This window comes from Pseudomonadota bacterium, assembly GCA_023229365.1.
Classification (GTDB): domain Bacteria; phylum Myxococcota_A; class Polyangia; order JAAYKL01; family JAAYKL01; genus JALNZK01.
Genome location: JALNZK010000013.1, coordinates 52,319 through 77,512, shown reverse-complemented (window position 1 = coordinate 77,512; position 25,194 = coordinate 52,319). Strand labels below are relative to the sequence as shown.

Below are 25,194 nucleotides of genomic sequence, written 5' to 3'. Positions count from 1 at the left end.
GCGTGCATCCGCTCGAGTCCAGGAAATACTCGTCGCAAGTGCTCGGCCCGATGACGACGACATAGGTGTACCGCGCAGGGGCGTGGACGCTGTCGTCGTCCAGCCAGTACGTGTTGTGGTCGGGGTCGGTGTCCTGGTCGGCGTAGGAGATGTCCCACTGGAAGCACCACTTGCCGGTGCCGGCGCCGGCGGTGCTCGAGATCGTCGCCGCGATCGCGACACTCATGATGGCGATTGTAACCCTACTCATCGTCCACCTCCAACTCCGTATCGCCGCCTTCGTCGGGCACGACGATCGCGTCCGCGCTGCCGCTCACGTCGCCTCGGCCGTCGGCCGCCCAAGTGACGACACCCTCGATCCCTTCGGTTTCATCGTGGGAGACGAGCTCGCTGCCGGCTGCGGTGACGACCGAGTACACGCCGTACGCGTCCGCGATCTCGCCCAGCACCTTCGCCTCGAGCGCGGAAGCGGACAGCTCATTCGCGCCCACCGAGAGCGAGGCGTACACGCCGCCGCGCTCGGCGATGAACGACTCCTGTGTGTAAGCGCGTACCGCTCCGTAGCCCGCATCGTGCAGGAACCAGCGACAAGCCGTGCGGGTCGTGACCTCGAACGGACCCAGGCCGGCGATGTTTACCCGGGTCAGCTCCACGAAGACCTGCGACACGACCTCAGCGCTCCGGATCGGGAGATCCGACGCGCTCACCGAGAACGCCGCGCTCTCGCCCGCGGCGATTGCGACCTCGCCGAAGGGCTTGCGCGCGACGCCGAGTGCGCTCTCGGCGACGAGCGCCACGGTCACCGAGCGCTCCTCGTCGGTCTCGTTCGTCACCTCGAACGACAGCGACGACGCGCCGGCGGCCTCGGCCGAGTCGGTCCACTCGGCTGAGAACGGTTCGTTCGGTTCGTCGACCGAGGTCTGCGACGAATCGCCCGCGGTCACCTCCGCATCGCCATCCGTCTCGATGCCGAGCATCGCGTTCGGCGCTGCGCCGACGGTCGTCGTCGCACCGCCCGAGTCGCAGGCGATAGCCGCCATCGTGGTGAGAACGGTGAACAGGATCTTCCGTTTCATGCGCACCTCCTTGCCGGCTCCCGTCGGAATCGGCGCCGCTTGAATGACCCGAGCTCGGGTCGTGTGATGATTCGGAACGCAGGAGGCGGTGCAGGAGGAATTCGTGTCGCTTTCGCGCGCAGGCGGCGTCGCGTTCCTCGAACAACCGCCGATCGAATCGTGCGACAGGAATATCGCATGCGGGGGGGCGTCAAGGGCGAATGTCGACGTCGATCTCGCCAGAGATGGCAAGAAGGGGCGTTCGCTCTACCCGTACACCTCGGGGTTCACGCAGTGGGGCAGCCGCTCGCCGCGCAGGCCGGCGAGGAGGTTCTGCGCGGCCATGACGGCCATCCTGTCGCGCGTCGAGACCGTCGCGCTGCCGAGGTGCGGGACGACGAGGCAGTTGTCGAGCGCGTAGAGCGGGTGCCCGGCGGGGAGCGGCTCGGGCTCGGTGACGTCGAGCGCGGCGCCGCCTATCACCCCGTCGGCGAGCGCCTGCGCGAGCGCGGCGTGATCGACCACGCCGCCGCGGGAGGTGTTGATCAGGATCGCCGTGGGCTTCATCCGCGCGAGCGCCGCCGCGTCGATCATGTGCCGCGTCGCCTCGGTCAGGGGGACGTGGAGGCTCAGGAAGTCCGCCTGCGCGAGCAGCTCGGGCCACTCCACGCGCGCCGCCCCCGGGACGGCGCCGCCGTCGCCCGGAACGGGGTCGCAGTAGACGACGCGCATCGAGAAGCCCGCCGCCCGCCTCGCCAGCGCCCGCCCGATCCGGCCCATGCCGACGACGCCGAGGGTCGCGCCGTGGACGTCGGCGCCCAAAAGGAGCGTCGGGGACCACGTCCGCCACCGCCCCTCCCGCGCGAAGCGGGACGCCTCGGCGATGCGCCGCGCGGCGCCCATGAGGAGGGAGAACGCGAGATCCGCGGTCGCCTCGGTGAGGACGCCCGGCGTGTTGCCGACGGGGATCCGGGCCCTCGTCGCGGCCGCGAGGTCGATGTTGTCGAACCCGACGGCGTAGTTGCTGATCACCCGGAGGCCCGGGCCGGCCGCGGCGATCAGCTCGGCGTCGACGGCGTCGGTGAGCAGGCTGAGGAGCCCCGAGCAGCCCCGTATCCGAGCCAGCATCGTCTCGCGGCTCGGCGGGAGCTCGCCGTCGAGCAGCTCCACGTCGCAGGCGTCGCCGATAGGATTAAGCCCGGCTCGGGGAATCCGCCTCGTGACGAGCACTCGGGGGGGCGTCATGGGGAGGGGCGCTCCGGTCTACGGGGTGGCGGGCGCGGGCTCGGCGGGGGCCGGAGCGGGCGCCGGCTCCGGGGCGGCCTCGGGGGCCGGGGCGGCCTCGGCCGGGGCTTCCGCGGGCGCGCTCTCCACGATGTGGAACTCGACGCGGCGGTTCTCGGCGCGGCCCTCCTCGGTCTTGTTGTCCGCGATCGGCTTGGTCTCGCCCAGGCCCTCGGCGGTCAGCCGGTCGGCCGCGACGCCCTCGTCGACGAGGAACTTCACCACGCTCTCCGCGCGCCGCTGCGAGAGCTTGAGGTTCTTGGCGTCCTTGCCGACGTCGTCCGTGTGGCCCTCGACCCGCACCTTCATGTCCGGCTTGGACTGGATGACGACCGCCACCTGCTTGAGCAGATCGAACGACTTGTCGAGGATCTTGTCCTTGTTCGTCGCGAAGTAGACCTTGTCGGAGATCTTGATCTGGTCGCCGACGATCCGGACGAGATCCGGGCAACCGTCCTCGTCCTCCTTGCCGTTCATGTTCTCGGCCTCGTTGGGGCACTGGTCGGTCGCGTCCGGGATGCCGTCGCCGTCGTTGTCGTTATCGGGGCAGCCGTCCGCGTCCTCGAAGCCGTCCATGTCCTCCTTCTCGGTCGGGCACTTGTCGTCGGCGTCGAGCACGCCGTCCTGGTCGTTGTCGGCCTCGGGGCAGCCGTCCTCGTCCTCGAACTCGTCGACGTCCTCGGCCTCGTCCGGGCACTTGTCGACGTCGTTCAGGATGCCGTCGGCGTCGTTGTCGTCGTTCGGGCAGCCCTGCTTCTCCGGGATCCCGGCGACGTCCGGGCACTTGTCGTCGGCGTCGAGCACGCCGTCCTTGTCGTTGTCCGTGTCCGGGCAGCCGTCCGCGTCCTCGAAGCCGTCCTTGTCCTCGGCCTCGTCCGGGCACTTGTCGTCCGGATCCAGGATGCCGTCGCCGTCCCTGTCGTCCGGGCCGGTCGTGCCGCCGAACGAGAGCATGAGGCCGACCGCGATCTCCATGAAGTTGAGCCCCTCGCCCCACGCCACGTGCTGGAAGCGCACGTAGGGCCCGAGGTTCACGTCCTTCCAGAGCGCGAACTCGTAGCCGAGGCCGATGTCGTACCCGCCGTGGTCCTGGAGCTTGTGCGCGAAGTAGTCGATGTGCGCGTCCAGCCAGAGGCTGCCGGCCGCGGTGCCGCCGTCGAACAGCGCGCCCTCGTCGCTCGAGAACATGCGGAGCATGAGGCCGGCGCCGATGAAGACGCTCCTGAGCGCCGCCTTGCTCTCGTCGTCGTTCTCGGCCATCGGGTTGAAGCCGCCCATGATGGAGAGGGCGAGCGGCTCGACCAGCACGATGTCCAGGCCGACGGCCGCCTGGCCGCCGATGTCGCCGTGGCCCGCGTCCGAGAGATCGTCGCCCAGGCCGAACAGCACGCCGCCCGCGAAGTGCAGGTTGAACTGCCGGTGCGTGGGCCGTCCGCCCTCCTTCGCATCGGGTTCGAGCGCGTCGCCACCGACGGAGAGCTCCGCGGAGGCGCCCTCGGAGTCCCCATTGTCGCCGGCGGCATCCTCGGCGATCGCCGTGGGCGCGAAGGCGAACAGTGCGGCCAGGACGACGACGGAAATGGTGGTTCGTGCGAATCGTGCCATTTTCTTCTCCGATCATGACGCCGAATGCGCGAAGCGGCGTCGTTGATTACCCTCGATCCGGGCGTCGTTATGCTAGTGCAACGCACCCCCGGTTGCAAGCCATCGGATGACGTTCCGGGGCAGAATCCCGGCCACGTGCCGATGCACGTAAAGACCCTGGATACACCCCCGGAGCGCTGCTATGATGCCTTCCGCGTTTGGAAGGGAGCTTGGGCGGTCTCGATGGCATCTATTATGGAAATGCGTCTCGCGGCCTGTCTCCTCGTCGTCTCGGGGGCGCTCTCGGCGGGGTGCGCGGCCAAGCAGGGGAAGGGCGGGCTGCTCGACTACTCGCGCTCCGCGAAGGAGCTGTACGAGACCGCGATGGTGGAGTTCGACGACGAGGACTGCGTCGAGGCGGAGAAGCTGTTCGAGGACGTCCGGCGGCAGTTCCCGTACAGCAAGTACGCGGCCGACTCGGAGCTCAGGCTCGCGGACTGCAAGCTCAGCCAGGGCAGCAACGCCGAGGCCGCCGTGGCCTACCAGCAGTTCGTCAAGGCGCACCCGACGCACGTGGACGCGGACTACGCCTCGTACAGGCGGGGGGTCGCGTTCTACGAGCAGATCCCCGGGGACTGGCTGATCATGCCGCCGCCCCACGAGCGGGATCAGTCGGCGACGCGCGACGCCCGGGCGGCGTTCGCCTCGTTCCTCAAGACCTACCCGCGGATCGAGGACGCGGGCGACGAGCACGCGCGCGCCAGGAACGATCTGCGGGAGCGCGCGGAGGATTACCTCGTCGAGGTCGTCGACGCGCTGGTGCGGCACGAGATGTACGTCGCGCAGTTCTACCTGAAGCGCGACCTGCGCAAGGCGGCCGCGGTCCGGCTCGAGGGGATCTGGGTGAGCTTCCCGGAGTCCTCCCTGGTCCCGGACGCGATGTTCCTGCAGGCCAAGACGTTCCTGGAGATGGGCGAGGAGCGGGAGGCGCGGCGCATCTTCGGCGAGATCGCGAGACAGTATCCCGGACATTATCAGACGAAACGCGCGACGGACTACCTCCGGCACCTGGAGGCGAAGGCCGGCGGCGCGGACTGAGGGCTTGATGGACAAAGAAACGCTGGTGCGGTTGGAGCGCGGTCGCGAGTACTACGCGAACCGGGAGTACGACAAGGCGGAGCCCTACCTGCTGAAGGTCGCCGAGACCGAGACGGGCTTCGCGGACGTGATGAACATGCTCGGGGTGATCTACCACGACCGCGGGCAGGTCGCGCAGGCCCGCGAGTACTTCGAGAAGGCGATCGCGCTGAACCCGAGGTACACCGAGGCGGCGCTCAACCTCGCCGTGACCTACAACGAGCAGGGGCTCTACGAGGAGGCGCGGCGCGTCCACGAGCACGCGACGTCGCTGGGGTCCTCCGCGGAGGGCAAGCAGATCGAGCCGTTCGCCCGCGGGAAGCTCTCCAACATGCACGCGGACCTCGGGCAGGCGTACGCCGAGCTCCAGCTCAACGACAAGGCGATCGCCGAGTACCGGGAGGCGCTCGACCTGAGCCCCGGCTTCGCGGACGTCAGGACGCGGCTCGGGCAGCTGCTCAAGGACTGCGGCCGCCTCGACGACGCGCAGGTCGAGCTCGAGCGCGTCAAGCGCGACCGGCCGAAGTACGTGCCGGCCCGCGTCTCGCTCGGCGCGACCTACTTCGCGCGGGACGACAAGGCCGCCGCGCGCGCGGAGTGGACCGAGGTGCTCGAGATCGACCCCGAGAACCGCACGGCGCGCATGTACCTGCGCATGGTCGACCAGCTGATCGCGCAGGACGAGGCGCAGGCGGCGGGGATGAACCTCGAGGTCGACACGTCGGCGCCGCCGGCGGAGCGGGCGAGCGGCGAGAACGGCGAGCTCGAGTTCTCCTTCGACGGCGAGAAGTCGTCCGTGGCCCCCGCCCCGTTCGCGCCGGGCGACAAGAAGTAGGCTTCGACTGCTCGTACCGCTGAACCGCGGGCAGGGCGAGCCCTGCCCCTACACCGGGTCGTGCCGGTTCCATTCGGCCGGGTTCCGGGCGATGTATTCCAGGATCCGCCGCAGGTCCGATTCACCGCGAACGACATGTTCGAAATAGTTGCGTTGCCAGAGAGATCGTCCGGTCCTTCCGAGTAGCCGATTGACCGAAATCGCCGAAATCGATTTGAACGCCCGTACAACGTTCCCCAACGTAGGGGCGCTGCTTGCTGCGCCCGTCGACAAGTTCGCGCCCGTCGACAAGTTCGCGCCCGTCGACAAGTTCGCGCCCGTCGACAAGTTCGCGCCCGTCGACAAGTTCGCGCCCGTCGACAAGTTCGCGCCCGGTGAAACGTACGCGCCCGGTGACACGTGCACGCCCGGTGACACGTGCATGCCCGGTGACACGTGCACGCCCGGTGATACGTGCACGCCCGCCGATATGTCCGCGCCCGCGGGCAGGGTGAGCCCTGCCCCTACACCGGGTTGTGCCGGTTCCATACCTCGTAGGGGCGCTGCTTGCTGCGCCCGTGACACGTCCGCCCGTGACACGTCCGCCCGTGACACGTCCGCGACGATGATGATGCCGTGGACGTGGTCGGGCATGACGACGAACGCGCCCACACCCACGGACGGAAAACGACCCGGCAACGCGAGCCACGTGTCCGCTACGATCCGACCCGCATCGTTCATGCGCATCTCCCTGCCGAGGATCTCGCCGAATAGGCATTCGCGGTTCTGGACGCACACCGTGATGAAGTACGTGCCCGGGAGGGCGTAGTCGTATCCGCGAAGCCGGAGCGATCGGCGATCGGGCAGGTTGGTGTCGCGTCCCATGAACCTGAATCGGACGTTCGGAGAAAAGGTTGCCGAGAAAATGCACGGCGGTGGACAATTCGTAGGGGCGCTGCTTGCCGCGCCCGTCGACACGTTTGAGCCCGTCGACACGCCGCGCCCGTCGACACGTCGCGCCCGGTGACACGTCGCGCCCGTCGACACGCCGCGCCCGTCGACACGTCGCGCCCGGTGACACGTCGCGCCCGTCGACACGCCGCGCCCGTCGACACGTTTGAGCCCGCGGGCAGGGCGAGCCCTGCCCCTACACCCCCGCGTCGGGCTCCTCCGGATCGTCGTCCTTCTCGGCGGCCGACTCCTCGATCTCGAGCTCCCTGCGGATCTCCGCGAGGTCGCGGGTCGTCGAGTCGATCCACTCGTTGTCGAGCCCGAGCCGCCGCGCGAGCTTGAGCGTGCGCTCCCACTGCACGACCGCCTTCTTCAGGAGCACCCGAGTGCGCTCGTGCAGGATGTCGAAGTAGATCCCCTGCGCCTCGGCGTCGAGGCCGGGCGGGGGCGGGGCGTCGAGGATGTCCTTCCACAGGTGGTGGTAGAGCGCGCCGATCCGGTACGCGGCGGCGGCCGCCCAGTGCGGGTGCCCGATCCGGATGACCTTCGTGTAGAGCCGCTGCGCCTCGAGCAGGAGCTTCGCCTTCGCCTCGAGGCGCGCCTCGAGCAGCGCCTCGTCCTCCGGCAGCTCGATCGCGCGCATCTCGTTGTGCACGATCTCGCCGAGCTTGAACTGTGCCATGGAGTAGTGGAACACCGAGTCCGAGGGCGAGACGCCGCGCCCCTGGCGGTAGAGCCGCACCGCCTCCTCGAGCGAGATCCGCGCGTCGCCGGCGCGGCCCACCTGGATCAGCGCCGAGCCACGCCGCGCGAGCGCCTCGACCCGCTCGATCCCGGAGAGCTCCTGCCGCGCGACGAGCAGATCGAGCGCGCCGACCGCGTCGTCCCAGGCCTCGAGCGCCTCGTACGAGCCCGCGAGCCGGAAGAGGGCGTCCGCCGCGTCCTCGGATCCGGGGAAGCGCTCGACGAGCGCGCCGTAGGACGTCGCGGCGTCCCGGAACCTCCCGAGCGCGTCGTAGCACAGCCCCTGGTTGTACAGGGCCGGGGCCACCAGCTCCGACTCCGGGAACTCCGCGAGGAGCGCGGCGTACAGGCGCGTGGCCTCCTCGTACGACTCGGCGCGCAGCGCCGCGGACGCCCGGACGAAGAGCTCCCGCGCGTCGTAGGCGTCGACTGTCACGCGCTCGCCGTCCCTCGCGGCGGTCACGTGGACGGGATCGAGGCGGGTCACCTCGCGGTGGGCGCCGCAGGCGGACGGGCCCGCGCCGAGGAGCGACGCGAAGAGCACGACGGCGCGCGTGCCGGGCCGCATCCTCCGCTCACACCGGCGCCCTGTCCGCGGCGCGGCCGAGGAGCCGCGCGGCCTCCTCGGCGAGCTGGCGATCGTGGCTTCCCCACTCCCGCGAGTCGTTCTCGAGGAGCAGCCAGATGAACGACTTCGGCGCGCGCTCGACGACGAGCTCCACGGAGAGGAGCGCCGTCACGGCGGGGCCGAGCTCGACGTCCCAGAGGCGCGTCCACGTCTCGGTCTCGAACTGGGAGGGGCGCCTGAACCGCGTCAGGGTGAGCGCGCCCGCGTTCCCGCGCTGCAGATCGAAGAGGATCGCGGCACCGGGCCCGTCGAACGCGCGTTCCCCGGGCGCCGAGCCGAGCACGCCGGCGGCCGCGCACAGCCGGGGAGGCGCCCCCGGCTCGGGGACGTCGAAGCGCAGCAGCTCGGCGCGGTTGACGTAGAAGTCGTCGCGGATCTTCTCGAGGAGCAGCTCGTCGCGCTCGCGCCCTGGCGGGTTGTCGAAAAGCACCTCGTGGAGGGCGAGCATGACCGCGACCCGCCTGTCGTCGAACCGCCGGTACTTCGCTCGTCTGTTGGAGCTCTCTTCCATCGGATGACCTTCCCCGATCGTCGCGATCGTCAGATCCAGTGGTACCTTTCCGGTATGATGATCCGCAGGCGCCGCCGCAGGACCTTCACGAGGAAGTGATCGGCGGGCGGGTACTCGTCCCCGTCCAGCTGGGCCGGCAGCCGCTTGTCCTTGTTGGGGCGGAAGAACTGGACCTCGATCTCCCTGCCGCGCAGGTGCGGGGTGTGCGACACGCCGAACCGGTTCAGCATCTCCTCGGTCAGCGGGACCTTCTTGTGGTGGACGATCAGCTTGCTCGTCCAGTCGCTCGCGCCCTGGAACAGCGCGACCTCGAAGAGGCCGTCGTCGTGCCGGCTCTCCGGGTCGATGATCCACTCGCCGGCGTAGAGCGCCGTGTTGCTGATCACGACGTCGGTCATCCGGTTCAGCGTGCGCGTCTCGCCGTCGACGCGGATCTCCGCGGTGAACCAGTCGCGCGTCAGCAGGTTGACCGCGAGCTGCTGCACGGCGGCGCGGACGTAGACCACCTGGTCGCGGTACATCTCCCGCCAGACCGGCATCTTCTTCACGATGCTCAGCTCCCGGTTGCGGAACGCGAGGATCGCGGCCGAGAGCCCCCAACCCAGGGAGTCGAAGAACAGATCGCGGTTGGACACCTCGCCCGCGTCCGTGAACGACGTCACCTCTCCGACGTCGAGGAGCGTCGTGAAGCCGTTCCTGATGATCTCCACGTTGCGCCGGAGGTCCTTGCGCGCGGAGGAGATGCCGAACGACTTGCCCTGATCGTTGGCGGTCCCCGACGGCAGCATCCCGAGCAGGACCTCCTCGGCGCGGCCGGAGGACAGGATCCCCTTCGCGACCTCGCTGAACGTGCCGTCGCCGCCGAGGTAGACGATCGTCTTGAACCCCTCCTCCGCGACGGCGCGGGCGACCAGGCCGATCGTCCCGCGATCCGGCAGCGTCGCGCGGAACTCGTGCCCGAGCCCGAGCTCGTCGAGGAGGAGGCGCGCCTCGTCGATGCGCTCCGCGGCCTTGCCGCTGCGGGAGGTGGGGTTGCCCACGAGCAGGATCGGCAGGCGCGGACCGGCGGCGACGCCGGAGTCCGAGGGGGCGGGGGGGATCGACAGCCTCATGCGGGGCATTGTCTAACGAAAACGAGCCGTTTCACAACTACTCTCGGTTGGGGTAAAGTTCCTCCCGGACCGGGGGAACGATCGCGGCGAGGAGAGTGGCAAGATGTCTGACAACGCGTACAAGGGCTACCGGGGCAGGGCGCGGGCGCTGCTCGAGGCAAACCACGCGCCGGTCTGGAGCGACGTCGTCGTCGCGTCGAAGCGCGGGACGTTCAAGGGGATCATCCTGCCGCGTTCGGAGACGGACGACGACCAGCACCTCGTGCTCAAGATGGTGACCGGGTACAACGTCGGGATCCGGGTCGAGGACGTCGAGGAGATCAACGCCAAGGAGGTCAAGGAAGCGCACTACAAGATCCCGGAGAAGGAGTTCCCGTACGATCCGGTGAAGAAGAACGTGACGCTGCTCGGCACGGGCGGCACGATCGCGAGCCGCCTCGACTACCGCACGGGGGCGGTCATCCCGGCGTTCTCTCCGGGAGAGCTGTTCGGCGCGGTCCCCGAGCTCGCGGACATCTGCAACATGACGACCAAGAAGCTGTACGGCGTGTTCTCTGAGAACATCGGCCCCGAGATCTGGATGGGCACCGCCGCCGAGGTCGTCAAGGCGGTCGAGGGCGGCGCGGACGGCATCATCATCGGCCACGGCACCGACACGATGCACTACTCCTCCGCGGCGCTGAGCTTCATGTGCCAGGATCTCCCCGTGCCCGTGGTGATCGTCGGCTCGCAGCGCTCCTCGGACCGGCCGTCGTCGGACGCGGCGCTCAACCTGCGCAACGCGGCGACCGCGGCGTCCATAGGACCCGCGGCCGAGGTGATGGTGTGCATGTTCGGCCCCACCTCGGACGAGTACGATCTGCTCCACCGCGGCACGCGCGTGCGGAAGATGCACTCGTCGTACCGCTCGACGTTCCGCACGATAGGCGATCGGCCGATGGCGCGGGTGTGGCCCGGGCGCGTGGAGATGCTCACGGACGACTACGTGCCGCGCGACAAGAGCCGCAAGCCGCGGCTCATCAACGCCTTCGAGGAGCGCGTCGCGATCCTGTACTACTACCCGAACATGCAGCCGGACGTCCTCGATGCCATGATCGACAACGGGTACAAGGGGATCGTCATCGCCGGCACCGGCCTCGGGCACGTGAACAAGCCGCTCTACCCGTCGCTCAAGAAGGCGCACGACAAGGGGATCCACCTGTTCATGACGGTGCAGACCCTGTGGGGCTACGTCGGGATGTTCGTGTACGACACCGGCCGCGACATGATGGCGCTCGGCGTGGTGCCGGCCAAGAACATGCTCCCCGAGGTGGCGTACGTGAAGCTCGGCTGGGTGCTCGGCCAGACGCAGGATCCGGAGGAGGTGCGCCGGATGATGCTCGCGCCGGTGAACCACGAGATCACGGACCGCGAGCCGATCGACGGCTACCTCATCATGCAGGGCGGCATCCCCGAGGTCGACATCTTCATGAAGGACCACATCCGGTAGGTGATTCGCCTCGGGCGGGATCTACTCGATGATCCAGTCGTCGCAGTCGGGGATGAGGCTCTGGTCGAACTCGATGGTCCACCAGAAGATGTAGCCGTTGTCGATCCCCCAGTCGTCCGTGCAGCGGACCGTCCACGCGCCGTTGAGCGGGTTGCCGACCAGCATGCTGAAGCCGGAGCTCGCCTGGTAGTCGCCCGCGGGCATGGTGCCGATGAACGGGTGGGCGTTGGCGTAGTCCAGCATCGGCTCGTTCACGGCCGAGGGGGTCCAGCAGTACGTCCAGCCGGTGCCCGGGTTCGGGTCGTAGTCGTCCGTGTCGTCGGGGATGCCCAGATAGACCTCGCTGCCCGTCTGGCCGAGGAACTCGTTCAGGATGATCTTGAACGTCTCCCCCGCGGGCGGGACCAGCTCGATCTGCAGGTCGCGGATCCAGGAGTGCTCCATGTTCACGCAGACGGAAATGAACTGCTCCATGGTGGGGAGCACCGCGCCTTCGCCGAACCCGTTGATGGTCATCGTGGTCTCGTAGGACTCCCCGACGCCGTCCGGGATCGCGAGCGGGTCTCCGAGGTAGTCGGCCTCGCCGCACTCCTCGTCCGTGTCGGAGTCGGAGTCGGTGTCCGTGTCGCCGTCGGAGTCGGAGTCCGTGTCGCTGTCGGAGTCGGTGTCGCCGTCGCTGTCGGTGTCCGTGTCGGAGTCGGTGTCGCCGTCGGCGTCACCGTCCGAGCCGTCGTCCACGGGATCCGCGCCTTCGCACGAGGCGGCGCCCGCGAGCGCGATGAGAACGAGCAGGAGAAGGCTGGTCAAGGTTTTCATCGTTAAAACTCCTTATGGTGTTGGCCTGTCGAAGCCATCGCAATCATTCCGGCTCTTCGTACTCTCCCTCGCACACGCCGACCTCGAGGAAGAGGTAGACGAGCACCCACTCCTGCGGGCGGATGAGCGCCGACGTCGAGGACTCCACGACCTGGTACGCCGAGTAGAAGATCTTGCCGCAGTCGTAGTTGAAGGTCAGCGTGAGCGGGTGCGTCGGGTACTCCTCGAGATCGGTCGCCCAGACGCGCGGCACGACGGCGAAGCCGTCCTCCTCGAGGCCGTGGCCGGGGTAGGTCGACATGTTCAGCGCGTCGATGAGGATCCAGGCGCCGGAGAACGGGTACCAGTCGAGCGTCTCGCCGGTGAGGAGCGGCGCGGAGATCGCCGCGTCGTTGACGACCACGTCGAGCCAGTCGCGCATCGCCGGGTCGTTGACGCTGCCGTGCGTCTCGTACGACCCGACGTCGCCGGGGCTGATGATCGTGTCGACGCCGTGGAAGTCGATCACGTCCGGGAACGGCTTCTCGACCCAGTGCCCGGCCCAGCACGAGGAGTACACCTTGCCGCCGGCGGTGACGTACGTCTGCAGGTGCTCGATGTGGTTCGAGGCGAGCATCCCGCTGTTGATGCACGGGAAGAACACCATGTGGTACTGGTTCAGGTGCTCCTGGGACGAGAAGATGTGCTCCGTGGGCCCGATGTCCGGGTACCCGCTCTCGGCGTACAGATCGAACTGGAACGGCTGCGCGGTGTCGAGGCTGCCGCTCGTGGTCAGCTCGCCGAGCCCCATCTTCGCGGGCAGGTCCTCCGGGTAGTCGGGCCCGCTCTGGACGACCGCGTAGTTCGGGATCGTGTCGAGCCCGTCGCCGCTGCTCTCGACGGGCAGGGTCGTCACCTCGGCCGGGACGTCCTGGAGCTCGCCGGTCACGGTGATCTGGCGCTGCCGCTGGAAGAACCCCTTGCGCGTGACGAGGTTGCGCTCGCCGGCCGCGACGTTCTCGAGCACCCACGAGCCGTCCGGCCCGGAGAGCGTCCACTTCTTGCCGGTCATGTCGTCGCACTCGTAGCAGTACGCGTTGTCCTCGATCACCTCGGCGTCGCCGTTCGTCACGTAGACGAGCGCGCCCGAGATCGGGAACGTCCCGGACGGGGCCCACACGACGCCCTGCAGCGTCCCGCTCCCCTCGATGTCGGTGTCGTCCGAGTCGGAGTCGGAATCGGAGTCGGAGTCGGAGTCGGAATCGGTGTCCGAATCGGCATCCGTGTCACCGTCCGCGTCGCCGTCCCCGCCGCCGATCCCGCCGTCGGAGCCCTCGCAGGCGACGAGAGACGCAATCGCGAGCAGCAGGGCGATAGGCGGCCATTTTGTCGTCGTCGTCATCGTCATCACTCCGGCTCTTCGTACTCTCCCTCGCACACGCCGACCTCGAAGAAGAGGTAGATGAGCACCCACTCCTGTGGCCGGATGTTGGGATCCGGGCCGCTCTCGACGACCTGGTAGGTCGAGTAGAACAGCTTGCCGCAGTCGTAGTTGAACGTGACCGTCATCGGATCGCCGGCCTCGCTGTAGCCGTACGCGCCGAGGTCGGTGACCCAGACCTTCGGCACGACCATGTACCCGTCGTCCTCGAGGCCGTGGCCGTCGTAGGCGCCGGTGGTCAGCCCGTCGAGGTTGATCCACCCCTCGTCGAAGGTGTAGCTGTCCAGGTTCTGGCCCGGCGCCACGACCGCCAGCCAGTCGCGCATGCCCGGGTCGTTGATGATGCCGTCCGTGTTGTAGGCGCCGACGTTGCCGGGCGACGTGCCGGAGTCGCCGCCCTTGAACGTGATGAGATCCGGGAACGGCTGCTCGACCCACTGCCCGGCCCAGCACGAGCCGTAGATCTTGCCGCCGCCCGAGACGTAGCTCTGCAGCATCGGGATGTGGTCGGCCGCCGTGAGGTGGCTGCACACGCAGGGGAAGAAGACCATGTGGTAGTGGTCGATCGCCGCCTGGCTCGTGAACAGCATGGACGAGTCGCCGAGCGCGGTGTCGCCCGTGCTGAGATCGTTGTACAGGTCGAAACTGTACGGTTGCGACGTGTCGAGGTGGCCCTCGCCGGTCAGCTGGCCGAGCCCCATCTTCGCGAGCATGTCCTCCGGCAGATCCCACCCGTTGAGCAGCACGGCGTAGTTCGGGATCGTGTCGAGCCCGTCGTCGGTGCGCGCGGAAGGGAGCGTCGTGATCTCGGCCGGGATGTCCTGCACCGCGTCGCCGCCGTTCACCGTGATCTGGCGCTGCCTCTGGAAGAAGCCCTTGCGCGTGACGAGGTTGCGGTCGCCGGCCGGGACGCCCTCGAGGATCCAGGAGCCGTCCGGGCCCGAGAGGGTCCACTTCTTGGAGGTCATGTCGTCGCACTCGTAGCAGTACGCGTTGTCCTCGATCGCGGCGGCGTTCCCGCCCGTGATGTACACGAGCGCGCCCGAGATCGGGAACGTCCCCGACGGCGCGTAGACGACGCCCTGGATCGTCCCGGTGGGTCCGTCCCACTCGGTGTCGGTGTCCCCGTCCGTGTCGCTGTCCGCGTCCGAATCGCTGCCGTACCCGTCGCGTTCGCCCGTGCCGCTGCAGGCGGCGCCCGCCGCCGTCAGCGCGGCGAGGAGCAGGAGAGCCATTTTACGCGTCATGTCCGTCAACTCCTTGATGATGTCCCCACGATCATTCGGGCTCTTCGTACTCTCCCTCGCACACGCCGACCTCGAAGAAGAGGTAGATGAGCACCCACTCCTGGGGGCGGATGCTCGGGGACGGCTCGTTCTCGACGACCTGGTAGGTCGAGTAGAACAGCTTGCCGCAGTCGTAGTTGAACGTGACCGTCAGCGGATCGCCGGCCTGGCTGTAGCCAGGCGCCCCGAGGTCCATGGCCCAGACCTTCGGGACGACCATGTAGCCGTCCTCCTCGAGCCCGTGCCCCGAGTACGCGCCGCCCGTGAGCCCGTCGATGTTGATCCAGCCCTCGTCGAAGGTGTACGCGTCCGGGTCCTGGCCCGGCGCGACGTTCGCGAGCCAGTCCCGCATCTCCGGATCCTGGATGACGCCGGTCGTGTTGTACGGGCCCACGTTCCCGTAGACGTAGCCCGAGTCCCCGCCGTCCCACGTGATCAGATCCGGGAACGGCTTCTCGACCCACTGCCCCGCGTAGCAGGAGCCGTAGATCTTCCCGCCATCGGTGACGTACTGCTGCAGCATGGTCAGGTAGCTGTTCGGCTCGAGGTGGGCGCAGACGCACGGGAAGAACACCATGTGGTAGTAGTTGAGCGCCGTCTGGCTCGCGAAGATCAGCGACGAGTCGCCGAGCGCGGTGCTGTCCTGAAGTCGTTGTACAGGTCGAAGCTGTACGGCTGCGACGTGTCGAGGTTCCCGGCGGACGTGAGCTGTCCGAGGCCCATCTTCGCGAGCATGTCCTGGGGCAGATCCCAGCTGTTGAGCAGCACGGCGTAGTTCGGGATCGTGTCGAGCCCGTCGTCGGTGCTCGCGGCCGGGAGCGTCGTGATCTCCGCGGCGATGTCCTGCACCGTGTCGCCGCCGTTCACCGTGATCTGGCGCTGCCTCTGGAAGAAGCCCTTGCGCGTGACGAGGTTGCGGTCGCCGGCCGGGATGCCCTCGAGGATCCAGGAGCCGTCCGGGCCCGAGAGGGTCCACTTCTTGGCGGTCATGTCGTCGCACTCGTAGCAGTACGCGTTGTCCTCGATGGGCTCGGCGTTCCCGACCGTGACGTACACGAGCGCGCCCGAGATCGGGAACTCCCCGGAGGGTGCCCAGACGATGCCCTGGATCGTGCCGGTCGGGCCCTCGTACTCGGTGTCGCTGTCCGAGTCGCTGTCGGTGTCGCTATCGACGTCGGTGTCGGTATCCCCATCGGTGTCGCCGTCCGCGTCGGCGTCCGTGTCGTACCCGCGGCCGGCGCCCTCGCAGCCCACGGCCGACACCAGGAAAATCGTCGCCAAAACCAGAAAAGCGAAACGTGTCATGAGAGCGCCTCCTTGAAACACCGCGGCGCGGTCGGATCGACGCGCGCCGTCGACGCGGTCATTCTACACGAATTTAGATGATCGAACTGGTTGAAATTACGTCGTGGTGGAAAAAGATGCGGTGCCCTTCGCCGATCACTGCGCGGGCGGGGCGGGCGGCGGCGGGACCTGCTGCATCGCCTGGTTCATGGCGTCGTTGAGCTGCTGCTGGAGCGCCGGGTCGTTGAGCTGCGCGTTCAGGTCGCCGAACTGGGAGGTGACCTCCTGGACGGCGATGATGGTGGAGATCTGAACGTAGAGGCCCACGCCGAGGCCGATGACGCCGATGATGAGAGCCGTGATTCCGAGCCCCTTCTTGCCCTTTTTGAAGGCCAGGAGGCCGAGGATCAGGCCGACGAGCGCGAGCACCACGCCGAGCCAACCGACCATCGGAATCCAACAAAGAACGAGACCGACAATGCTGAGAATCAACGCTGCAATCGCCATGTTTCCTCCTGCGTTTTTTCGGCCGCCTTCCGGCGTGGCCGACTCTCATTAAGGCGGTCCGAACGCTCTCGGAAACCGCCGACTCACTCGTTCGGCTCCATGTTCGCCACAGGAGCCGTCTTGCCCGAACCTAGAGTAAACCTCGATGAACGTCCCGCCCTTTTCGGGACAGGGGAAATGCCGGGCCGCCCAGGTGCCGTTTCGGCAATGCGGTATACTAGCAGCGGATAAAAAAAATTCAACTCAAACCGCAGGTCGAGGCAGAAATCGGCGCGAAAGCCCGCCCCTCGAGCCCCGGGGAGGGCGCGGGCCCGGTTCCTTCGGGTACGCACTGGCCTCATTTCGCACGCCATGGCACTGTTGTGATGTGCCTGCATGAAGCGGCCCTCGCCGGGGGCGGGCGAAGAGGGGTGCGGATGACCGTTCAGGAGAGCCAGGAGCGCGCTCGCGAGAGCGTCGTTCAGTTCCCGAGGCGCGCGGCGACGTGTGAGGAGATCGTCGAGGGCCTCCGGAAGAACGACCCCGCGGCCGCGGCGGCGCTCTACGACCGCTTCGCCGACAAGGTGAACGGCAAGGTCTGGCGCCTGCTCGGCGCGGACGCCGATCACGACGATGTCGTTCATCAGGTGTTTCTCCACATCCTCACCGGCATCCACAAGCTGAAGAACTCTTCGTCTCTCGAAGAATGGATCAACGGCATCGCTGTGAACACCGTGCGGCGGGAGATCCGCAGCCGGAAGTACCGCCGCATCCTCGTCCCGATGGCCACCCCGCCGGAGGTCGTCGCGCCCACGGGCGAACCGGACGCCAACCTTTTTGCCGTGAGGTTCTTCGCCGCGCTGCGCGAGCTGCGCGCGGACGACTACGTCATTTTCGTTTTGCGTTTCGTCGAGGGCAGCTCGTTGGGGGAGGTGGCGGCGGCAGGGGGGTATTCGCTGTCGACCGCCAAGCGCCGGCTCGGCCGCGCCCGCAAGGAGTTCCTGAAGCGCGCGGCGAAGGATCCGGTGCTGAAGTCGTTCATCGAGGAGATGAACCATGACTGACGACACCGGCAAGCTGGAACGGGTCGGGGCGCGGATCGCGGAGGCGCTCGGGGACGGGCCGCCTGAAGAGCGGAAGGCGGTCCAGAGGCGCGCCTTCCTGGCGGCGGCGTCGGGGACGAACGCGACGCGGCGCGGCGAGCGGGCGTGGGTCCTGCCCGGCCTCGTCGCGGCGGCGGCGGTGGCGCTCCTGGCGATCGTTGCGGCGGCGCTGCTCTCGCGTGGCGCCGCGCCGCTCCAGTTCTGGGTCGGCGAGCAGCAGGTCGCGGGGACCGAGGGCAGCTGGGTGCAGAGCGATCGCGGGGAGGCGGTGCCGATCCGCTTCCGGAACGGCAGCCGGCTCGATCTCGGCGGCGCCACCGCGGTGCGCATCGCGTCCGCGAACACGGAGCAGGTCACCGTGGAGATGAGCCGCGGCGAGCTGTCCGCGGACATCCGGCGGAACGGCGAGACGGCGTGGGAGGTGAACGCCGGCCCGTACCAGATCCGGGTGCTCGGCACCGCGTTCACGGTCGACTGGAGCGGGGAGACGTCGCGGCTCGCGGTGTCGGTCACGCGCGGGGTCGTGCACGTGCGCGGCGGCCACCTGAGCGAGTACGGGATCCGACTCGCGGCCGGGAAGCGGCTCGTCGCCGGTGATCCGAGCGGAAGGGTCGCGGTCGAGGCGATGGACGACGGCGCGCGGGCGGGCGGCGAGGCGGCGATCGCCGACGCGACCCCCGCAAAGGCCCTGCCGGCCGGAGAGGCCGACGAGTCGATCGAGGGCGGCGCCGGCCCGTCCGAGAGGGCCCCGAAGGCCCGCCCGCCGGCGCGCGAGAAGAAGGCGCCTCCGGCGGAGAGCTGGAAGTCGCACTACGCGAAGCGCGACTACCCGGCGGCGATCGCGGCGGCCGAATCGGAGGGGATCGACGCGCTGCTCGGTCGGCTCGACATCGAGGATCTGTGGGATCTCTCCAACGCCTCGCGCTTCGCCCACAGGAGCGACATCGCGCGCCGCTGCCTGCTCGCCGTGCGCGCCCGCTTCTCCTGGACGCCGCGCGCGGCCACCGCCGCGTTCCTCCTCGGCCGCGGCGAGCTCGACGAGGGTGGCAGCCCGGAGGTCGCCCGGGGCTGGTTCGAGACCTACCTGCGCGAGGCCAACGACGGCCCGCTCGCGGAAGAGTCGCTTGGCAGATTGATGGAGGCCTGCGATAAGTCGGGTGCGCAGGAGGACGCGCGGCGCTACGCCGAGCGTTACCTGTCCCGGTATCAGGACGGCCTGTTTGCTGTGTTGGCCAAATCGATCCTCTCCCGATAACCGCTCGTCGAGCCTTCGGACCCGCCTGCTCACGGCCTGCGCCGGCGCGCTCCTCGCGCTCTTCTCGGCGGCGATCCTCGTCCCCGTCCGCGGCGCGCAGGGCGACCCCGGCGCGCGACCGCCGGCGCCGAAAGTGGTGCTCGTCCGCATGGCGTCGTGCTGCCCGCAGCGGGCGTGCCCGGAGGCGGAGGCGATGCTGGCCGACGAGCTGGACGCGACCGCGCTGGAGCTCGAGACAGCGGACGGGGATGCCGGGGACGCCGGCGGCGAAGGCGAGCGCCTCGCCGGGCGGCTCGAAGGAAGGCGTGGTGCCGCGTTGCGCGTGTTCCGGGGCGGCGATTCGCCGGGCTGCTCGCTCGAGATGTGGGCCCAGGGGAGCGGCGCGAGCGAGGCGACCTACAGGAAGATCCGGCTGCCGGACGCGACCGACCGCGAGTCGGCCACGAACGTCGCGATCGAGGCGGCCGAGGCGGTGTTCGCCGGGCTGCTCGAGCTGAAGCTGGTCTCCGAGGAGACGCTTCGCCGCGGCGCGGCCGGGCCCGTCCCGATCGAGGGCGGCGAGGACGCGGGTCCCGCGGACGACGCGGGATCTGATGCCGCCGGGGCACCGCCTGGAGCGGCGCCGGCAGGCGCTCCGGAGCCGCCCGATCCGCCCCGCGATCGCCGGCTCGGGCTCGGCCTCGGGGCGGGCGTCGTCTGGTCCCCGGGCGGCGTCGGCCCCCGGGGCGCGGTGCGCCTGGCGTTCGACGGGCGGTTCGTGCCGTGGCTCACGCTCCGCGCCGACGCGTGGGTGACCGTGCTCGGCGTCGATCTCGAAGCCCGCGACGCCCGGGCGACCTTCGACGCCGCGACGTTCCGGCTCGGCGCGTTCTACGAGCTCGTCCGCCGGGGGCCGCTGCGGCCCGCGCTGGGGATCGCCGCCGGCGGCGTCGTCGTCTGGACCGCGGGCGTCGGCGCGGCGGAGTACGTGGGCGATCAGGAGACCGCGCTCGCCGGGTACCTGGGCGGGGCCGGGCGCCTCGGGGTCGTGGTCGGCAGGTGGTTCCGCCTCGAGGTGGGCGCGGCGGTCGGCGCGGTGATGCCCGAGGTGCGCGTGCGCTTCGCGGGAGAGCGCGTCGCGTCGTTCGGGATGCCGATGATCGAGGCGTTCGCCCAGGTGGAGCTCAGCTTTTTCTGACCCGCGCGTGAAAGCACGGGTCACTTGCTCTCTCGGAGGAGGCGCGATGTCCTTTTTGCCATCCAGATGCGGCGCCATCCTCCTCGCCGCGCTCGCCGCGTCGTGCTGGGACGGGTCGCTCGATCCGATCCTCGGCGCGCCGGACGGGGGCGGCGGAGACTCGGACTCCGACGGCGACACCGACACCGACTCCGAGACCGTCGACACCGATCCCGTGCCCTGCGCCGTCAGCGTCGTGGTCTATATGGAGGACGGCGAGACCTACGAGCCCTACTGCGACTTCGCGTACGAGGGCGTCTGCCGATCCGCCGCGAGCGGGTGCGAGGGGTGCGCCTGGCAGGACGCGGAGAACGAACTGTGCGACGGCAGCGGGGTGTGCTGCGTCCCCGAGACGTCGTACGCGACCTGCGATCCCTACGTCTGGTGGTGGCCGTCGTCGCTGTGCGGGTACTTCTCCGGCGAGTGCCCGGAGGACACCGTTTCCCTCGAGTCGTTGGAGGGTCAGCCCGAGTGCCAGGACGGCGAGTTCTGCTGCTATCTGATCGACAGCAAGCGCTAGCCCCGCGCGGACGCGGCGATCGCGTCGATGTCGAGGTGCGCCTCCGCCGCGTCGGCGAGCCGCTCGTCCTCCGGCGGCGCGACGGTCGGGTAGAGGCCGAGGATCCGGGTCCTCCCGAAGCGCGCGATCGCGTCCGCGTTGCCGAAGTCCCCCTTCGGCGAGCCGTTCAGCACGACGCCGACGATCTCGATGCCCCGGGCGCGCGCCGCCTCCAGGGTGAGCAGGGTCGCGTTGATCGCGCCGAGCGCGTTCGGCGCCACGACAACGAGCGGCATCCCCGTCCTCGCGATGAGATCGGCGTAGAGCAGCTCGTCCGCGAGGGGCACGAGGAGGCCGCCCGACGCCTCCACGAGGACGAGATCGTGCGCGGCCGACGCGCGCTCGAGCAGCGCCGCGATGCGCGCGGGATCGATGCGGACGCCCTGCATCGACGCGGCGAGGTGCGGCGACACCGGGACGTCGAGCAGGTACGCGCAGACGTCGCCGTCCGGAGCGCTCGATCCCGCCGCCGCGCGGAGCGAGGCGGCGTCCGTCGGGTGCGCCTCGCCCGGCCGCCGCGCGACGCCGCTCTCGACCGGCTTCACCGCGGCGATCCGCACGCCCCGCCGGGAGAACGCGCGGGCGAGCGCGCGGGTCACGATCGTCTTTCCGACGTCGGTGCCGGTGCCGGCGATGCAGACGCAGCCCCTCACGGCGCGTCCCCGATCTCCGCGAGCGCCGCGGCGAGCGCGTCGACGAGGATCCCGATCTGCTCCTCCGTGTGCGACGACGAGAGCGTGATCCGGAGCCGCGCGGTCCCGTCGGGTACGGTCGGCGGCCGGATGCCCTGCACGAAGACGCCGCGCCGCCAGAGGGCGTCGGAGACGGCCATCGCCCTGCGGGAGCCGCCGATCGGGACCGGCTGGATCGCGGACGTCGATCCGGTGACCGGCACGCCCGAAGCCGCGGCGCGTTCGCGGTAGAGCCGCACGTTGCGCTCGAGCGCCGCGCGGCGGTCGTCGGCGGCCTCGGCGATCTCGAGACCTCTGAGCGCCGCCGCGGCCACGGACGGCGGTGCGCCCGTCGTGTACAGGAGGCTGCGCGCCCTCGAGCGGAGGAGGCGGGCCGGGGCCTCGCCGCACGCGACGAACGCGCCGGCCACGCCGATCGCCTTCCCGAACGTCGCCATGCGCACGGCGGTCTCCCCGGCGAGGCCGGCGCGCGCGGCGAGGCCCCGCCCGCCCGGTCCCATCACCCCGAAGGCGTGCGCCTCGTCCACGTAGAGCTCGGCGCCGGCCCGGCGCGCGGCGCGGGAGATCTCCTCGAGCGGCGCGGCGTCGCCGTCCATGCTGAACACCGCCTCGGTCACGACGAGCTTCAGCCCCGGGACGCGCGTCTCGTCGAGGAGGCGCGCGAGCTCCGCGGCGTCTCCGTGCCGGTAGACGCGCACCGCGGCGCGCGACAGGCGGCAGCCGTCGATGATGCTCGCGTGGTTCCGCGCGTCCGAGAACACCGCGTCGCCCGCGTCGACGAGCGACGAGAGGGCGCCGACGTTGGCCTGGTACCCGCTCGGGAACAGCACCGCGGCGTCGGTGCCCATGAACCCAGCGCACCTGCGCTCGAGCGCGTCGTGCGGCGCGTGGTTGCCGCTCACGGCGCGCGATCCGCCGGAGCCGACGCCGAGCTCGAACGCCGCCGCGCTCGCGGCCGCGGCGAGGCGGGGATCGGCGGCGAGGCCGAGGTAGTCGTTGGAGCAGAACAGGAGCTTCGTCCCGTCGGCGGTCGCGACCTCGGTCCCGGTCGCGCCGAGCACGAGGCGCGGCGTCCGCTCGAGCCCCTCGGCCGAGAGCCGTTCGACGCGCTCGTTCCACGGGTGCGCGCACATGGCCGCACGCTAGACGAATCGGCGCCGGTTGCCAAGGTTGGTGGAAAGCGCCCGGGAATGTGTCTATATTCAGCACGCCCGCGGCCGAGGCGGCGGCGGCTCGAAACGGAGCGTGTGATGAAGAGAGCAATCGGTGCGATGACGTTGGTTGCGGCGCTCGCCGCGGCGCTCGGCTGCGGATCGAAGGGCGTGCCGGACGCGGACGCGGAGAAGAAGGCCGTCGCCGAGCCTTTGCAGGCGAAACCCGCGGCGAAGTCGGGCTCCGCCTCGGTGGAGACCGGGGGGCCGAGGCCCGTCGCTCCGCCTTTGGAGAAGCTCTCCGCCTCCCACATCCTGATCATGCACGCGGGCTCGGAGCGGCCGAAGCCGGGTGTCACCCGGACGAAGGCCGAGGCGCTCGCGCTCGCCGAGGAGCTGTACGCCAAGCTCGAGAAGGGGGCGGACTTCGCCGGGCTCGCCCGCAAGCACTCGGACTGCCCGTCGGGCGTCGAGGAGGGCGGGGATCTCGGCATCTTCCCCGCCGGGCGCATGACGCCGGCGTTCAGCGACGCCGTGCGCGCGCTCGAGACAGGCGAGATCTCGAAGCCTATCGAGACGCCGTTCGGCTACCACCTCATCAAGCGGCAGAAGGTGGAGGAGATCCACGCGCGGCACATCCTCGTCATGCACCAGGGCTCCAAGCGGAAGCCCGCGTCGGTGACGCGCAGTGAGGACGAGGCGCGCACGCTCATCGGGGAGATCGTCGAGAAGCTGAAGGACGGCGCCGACTTCGCCGCGCTCGCGCGGGAGCACTCGGACTGCCCGTCCGGGAAGCGCAAGGGCGGGGATCTCGGGACGTTCGCGAAGGGCAAGATGGCTCCGCCGTTCGAGAAGGCCGCGTTCGCGCTCGAGGAGAACCAGATCTCGGACATCGTGGAGACCGATTTCGGTTTCCACGTCATCCAGAGGCTGCCCTGACATGCGGCGCGCGAGACGAAACGGAGGCTGGCTGGCGATCTGCGCGGTCCTCTGCGCGTGCGGGGACGACAAGGCGCCCCGCGCGCCGGAGCGGGAGACCGCGGCCACGGCCGTCGCCGACGGCGCCGACGAGGCTGCCGACCGGGCCGAGCGCCCGCGCGGCGAGCCCGCGCCGCGATCGAACCAGCGTTTGGCGGCGTCCAACATCCTCGTCGCGTACGCCGGCGCCGAGAAGGCCGCTCCCGCGGTGACGCGCACGAAGGACGAGGCGAAGGCGCTCGCCGAGGGGCTGTACGCGCGGGTCCGGGCGGGCGAGGATTTCGGCGCGCTCGCGGACAGGTACTCGGACGGGCCGGAGCGCGGCCACGCCGGGCGGCTGGGCGTGTTCACCGCTTCGAAGATGCTGCCCGCGATCGCGAAGACCGTCGCCGGCCTCGACGAGGGTGCGGTGGCGCCGCCGGTCGAGAGCGGCATGGGGTTCCACGTCATCCGCCGCGACAAGATCGAGGAGATCTTCGCGGCGATGATCGTCGTGTCGTTCCAGGGCGCCCAGAACGCGCCCGCGGGGGTCACGCGGAGCCGCGACGAGGCGCGGAAGGTCGCCGGGGAGGTGATCGCGGCGGCGCGCGCGCCGGGCGCGGCGTTCTCGGACGTCGCGATGAAGCACTCGGATCACCTGACCCGCGAGCGGGGCGGCTACGTGGGGCGCGTGTTCCGCGGGCTCTTCCCGCCGGCCCTCGACGCGGTGGCGTTCTCGCTCGCGCCCGGGGAGATCGGCGGCCCTCTGGAGATGGTGAACGGCTTCACGATCGTCCGCCGCCTCCCGGAGGCGTTCGTCCGGCACGTGCTCGTCGCGTTCGAGGGTGCCCGGAACGCGCCGACGGGCGTGACGCGGAGCCGGGAGGACGCCGCGGCGCTCGCGGCGGAGGTGCTCGAGAAGCTGAAGCGCGGCGACGACTTCGCAGGCGTCGCGGCGAAGTACTCCGATTGCCCGTCGAAGGCGGAGGGGGGCGATCTCGGCGTCGTCGCCGAGGGCACGATGACCCCGCGGTTCGAGGCCGCCGTGTTCTCGCTCGCTCCCGGCGCGCGCAGCGGCGTGGTCGAGACCGAGTTCGGGTTCCACGTCCTGGAGCGGCTCCGCTGAGCGGGCGCCTCCACTTCGCCGCGGCCGCCGCCGCGATCGCGCTCTCGGCGTGCGGCTCCCGCGCGCCGACCCTGCCGTACCGGGACGGACCCGTCGACGTCGCCTACGCGCGGGGCGGGGAGGAGCTGCGGCTCGCGCAGCTGCGCGGCAGGCCGGCGGTGCTCGCGCTCGTGCGCATCTCCGAGATCACGAGCGAGATGTACATCGATCAGCTCGTCGAGGCGCACAGGCGGGCGGCCGGGGAGACGCGGTTCGTCGTGCTCTCGATCGCGCCCAACGAGGCGCCGTTCCTCGACGAGTACGTGGAGAGCCGCGAGCTGCCGTTCCCGATAGGCCTCGCCGAGTGGTCGGTGGCCGAGGGGACGAGCGACCTCGGGCTCGTGCCGGTCGTGCCCACGACCTACCTCGTCGACGAGGACGGCGCGATTGCCGATGTCGTCGTCGGCGCGGTGACGGCGGACGACCTCGTCCGCGTATTGGACAGGCGCGGGTGGAAGTGATCGGGGTACAATCACTCGACCCAGGGGGTGCGGG

General features: G+C 69.8%; 26 protein-coding genes. 11 read left to right on the top strand and 15 right to left on the bottom strand.

Annotation, left to right across the window (positions count from 1 at the left end):
- The 4 genes from M0R80_09660 to M0R80_09645 all read right to left on the bottom strand — a co-directional run.
- A partial coding sequence (locus tag M0R80_09660) for a hypothetical protein (protein ID MCK9459890.1) occupies nt 1–250 on the bottom strand: 250 nt, incomplete at its 3' end.
- On the bottom strand, nt 243–1,076 hold the full coding sequence (locus M0R80_09655; GenBank protein ID MCK9459889.1) for a hypothetical protein: 834 nt from the start codon (nt 1,074–1,076) through the stop codon (nt 243–245). The genes M0R80_09660 and M0R80_09655, both read right to left, overlap by 8 nt.
- Nucleotides 1,077–1,322: 246 nt before the next feature.
- A complete protein-coding gene (locus tag M0R80_09650) occupies nt 1,323–2,300 on the bottom strand; it encodes a D-glycerate dehydrogenase (GenBank protein MCK9459888.1) in 978 nt (325 codons plus the stop codon).
- Nucleotides 2,301–2,318: 18 nt separating this feature from the next.
- Nucleotides 2,319–3,944 carry an OmpA family protein gene (locus M0R80_09645; GenBank protein ID MCK9459887.1) on the bottom strand — a complete coding sequence of 542 codons (1,626 nt, stop codon included), beginning with the start codon at nt 3,942–3,944 and terminating at the stop codon, nt 2,319–2,321.
- Between the two features lie 234 nt (nt 3,945–4,178).
- Here M0R80_09645 and bamD point away from each other — a divergent pair, with 234 nt between their 5' ends.
- From bamD to M0R80_09630, 3 genes are all read left to right on the top strand, one after another.
- Nucleotides 4,179–5,021 carry an outer membrane protein assembly factor BamD gene (gene bamD, locus M0R80_09640; protein ID MCK9459886.1) on the top strand — a complete coding sequence of 281 codons (843 nt, stop codon included), beginning with the start codon at nt 4,179–4,181 and terminating at the stop codon, nt 5,019–5,021.
- A gap of 7 nt (nt 5,022–5,028) precedes the next feature.
- A complete protein-coding gene (locus tag M0R80_09635) occupies nt 5,029–5,895 on the top strand; it encodes a tetratricopeptide repeat protein (protein ID MCK9459885.1) in 867 nt (288 codons plus the stop codon).
- Nucleotides 5,896–6,109: 214 nt separating this feature from the next.
- On the top strand, nt 6,110–6,703 hold the full coding sequence (locus M0R80_09630) for a hypothetical protein (GenBank protein ID MCK9459884.1): 594 nt from the start codon (nt 6,110–6,112) through the stop codon (nt 6,701–6,703).
- Nucleotides 6,704–7,021: 318 nt separating this feature from the next.
- On the opposite strand, the gene M0R80_09625 is transcribed toward M0R80_09630, so the two are convergent.
- From M0R80_09625 to M0R80_09615, 3 genes are read right to left on the bottom strand one after another with little or no spacing between them, the layout of a single operon-like run.
- Nucleotides 7,022–8,137 (bottom strand): tetratricopeptide repeat protein, encoded by a 1,116-nt coding sequence (locus M0R80_09625; GenBank protein ID MCK9459883.1) that lies wholly within the window; start codon nt 8,135–8,137, stop codon nt 7,022–7,024.
- 7 nt (nt 8,138–8,144) lie between these two features.
- Entirely contained in the window at nt 8,145–8,708 is a 564-nt protein-coding gene (locus tag M0R80_09620; GenBank protein MCK9459882.1) for a hypothetical protein, read from the bottom strand.
- 29 nt (nt 8,709–8,737) lie between these two features.
- Nucleotides 8,738–9,820, bottom strand: a complete 1,083-nt coding sequence (locus M0R80_09615; GenBank protein ID MCK9459881.1) for a hypothetical protein — start codon at nt 9,818–9,820, stop codon at nt 8,738–8,740.
- Between the two features lie 103 nt (nt 9,821–9,923).
- On the opposite strand from M0R80_09615, the gene gatD reads away from it, so the two are divergent.
- On the top strand, nt 9,924–11,309 hold the full coding sequence (gene gatD / locus M0R80_09610; GenBank protein MCK9459880.1) for a Glu-tRNA(Gln) amidotransferase subunit GatD: 1,386 nt from the start codon (nt 9,924–9,926) through the stop codon (nt 11,307–11,309).
- Nucleotides 11,310–11,330: 21 nt separating this feature from the next.
- Here the strand turns inward: gatD and M0R80_09605 are convergent, their stop codons facing one another.
- The 6 genes from M0R80_09605 to M0R80_09580 all read right to left on the bottom strand — a co-directional run bounded on the left by M0R80_09605 (nt 11,331) and on the right by M0R80_09580 (nt 16,565).
- Entirely contained in the window at nt 11,331–12,125 is a 795-nt protein-coding gene (locus tag M0R80_09605) for a hypothetical protein (GenBank protein MCK9459879.1), read from the bottom strand.
- Between the two features lie 43 nt (nt 12,126–12,168).
- On the bottom strand, nt 12,169–13,506 hold the full coding sequence (locus M0R80_09600; GenBank protein ID MCK9459878.1) for a carboxypeptidase-like regulatory domain-containing protein: 1,338 nt from the start codon (nt 13,504–13,506) through the stop codon (nt 12,169–12,171).
- 5 nt (nt 13,507–13,511) lie between these two features.
- Complete coding sequence (locus M0R80_09595) at nt 13,512–14,792, bottom strand: hypothetical protein (GenBank protein MCK9459877.1); 1,281 nt, start codon at nt 14,790–14,792, stop codon at nt 13,512–13,514.
- Nucleotides 14,793–14,823: 31 nt separating this feature from the next.
- Nucleotides 14,824–15,408, bottom strand: a complete 585-nt coding sequence (locus tag M0R80_09590) for a hypothetical protein (GenBank protein ID MCK9459876.1) — start codon at nt 15,406–15,408, stop codon at nt 14,824–14,826.
- A 35-nt stretch (nt 15,409–15,443) separates the two neighbouring features.
- A complete protein-coding gene (locus M0R80_09585; GenBank protein ID MCK9459875.1) occupies nt 15,444–16,136 on the bottom strand; it encodes a carboxypeptidase-like regulatory domain-containing protein in 693 nt (230 codons plus the stop codon).
- Between the two features lie 135 nt (nt 16,137–16,271).
- Nucleotides 16,272–16,565, bottom strand: coding sequence for a hypothetical protein (locus M0R80_09580; protein ID MCK9459874.1), 294 nt, complete (start codon nt 16,563–16,565; stop codon nt 16,272–16,274).
- 473 nt (nt 16,566–17,038) lie between these two features.
- On the opposite strand from M0R80_09580, the gene M0R80_09575 reads away from it, so the two are divergent.
- The 4 genes from M0R80_09575 to M0R80_09560 are packed head-to-tail and all read left to right on the top strand — an operon-like array spanning nt 17,039 to nt 20,695.
- The gene (locus M0R80_09575; GenBank protein MCK9459873.1) at nt 17,039–17,665 is read left to right on the top strand and encodes a sigma-70 family RNA polymerase sigma factor; all 627 of its coding nucleotides are present in this window, start codon (nt 17,039–17,041) and stop codon (nt 17,663–17,665) included.
- On the top strand, nt 17,658–18,959 hold the full coding sequence (locus tag M0R80_09570) for a FecR family protein (GenBank protein MCK9459872.1): 1,302 nt from the start codon (nt 17,658–17,660) through the stop codon (nt 18,957–18,959). The genes M0R80_09575 and M0R80_09570 overlap by 8 nt, the downstream gene beginning before the upstream one ends.
- Nucleotides 18,925–20,136, top strand: a complete 1,212-nt coding sequence (locus M0R80_09565; protein MCK9459871.1) for a hypothetical protein — start codon at nt 18,925–18,927, stop codon at nt 20,134–20,136. Before M0R80_09570 ends, M0R80_09565 begins: the two co-directional genes overlap by 35 nt.
- A gap of 46 nt (nt 20,137–20,182) precedes the next feature.
- Nucleotides 20,183–20,695: a hypothetical protein gene (locus M0R80_09560; GenBank protein ID MCK9459870.1), complete on the top strand. Its 513-nt coding sequence runs from the start codon at nt 20,183–20,185 to the stop codon at nt 20,693–20,695.
- Here the strand turns inward: M0R80_09560 and bioD are convergent.
- Both bioD and M0R80_09550 read right to left on the bottom strand, forming a co-directional pair.
- Nucleotides 20,692–21,387: a dethiobiotin synthase gene (gene bioD / locus M0R80_09555; GenBank protein ID MCK9459869.1), complete on the bottom strand. Its 696-nt coding sequence runs from the start codon at nt 21,385–21,387 to the stop codon at nt 20,692–20,694. The genes M0R80_09560 and bioD overlap by 4 nt on opposite strands.
- Nucleotides 21,384–22,559 carry an 8-amino-7-oxononanoate synthase gene (locus M0R80_09550; GenBank protein ID MCK9459868.1) on the bottom strand — a complete coding sequence of 392 codons (1,176 nt, stop codon included), beginning with the start codon at nt 22,557–22,559 and terminating at the stop codon, nt 21,384–21,386. The genes bioD and M0R80_09550 overlap by 4 nt, the downstream gene beginning before the upstream one ends.
- 117 nt (nt 22,560–22,676) lie before the next feature.
- Between M0R80_09550 and M0R80_09545 the strand changes: the two genes are divergently transcribed.
- From M0R80_09545 to M0R80_09535, 3 genes are all read left to right on the top strand, one after another.
- Nucleotides 22,677–23,516, top strand: coding sequence for a peptidyl-prolyl cis-trans isomerase (locus M0R80_09545; GenBank protein MCK9459867.1), 840 nt, complete (start codon nt 22,677–22,679; stop codon nt 23,514–23,516).
- Between the two features lies 1 nt (nt 23,517).
- Nucleotides 23,518–24,660, top strand: coding sequence for a peptidylprolyl isomerase (locus M0R80_09540; protein ID MCK9459866.1), 1,143 nt, complete (start codon nt 23,518–23,520; stop codon nt 24,658–24,660).
- A gap of 158 nt (nt 24,661–24,818) precedes the next feature.
- Nucleotides 24,819–25,160, top strand: coding sequence for a hypothetical protein (locus M0R80_09535; protein MCK9459865.1), 342 nt, complete (start codon nt 24,819–24,821; stop codon nt 25,158–25,160).
- Nucleotides 25,161–25,194 lie beyond the last annotated feature (34 nt).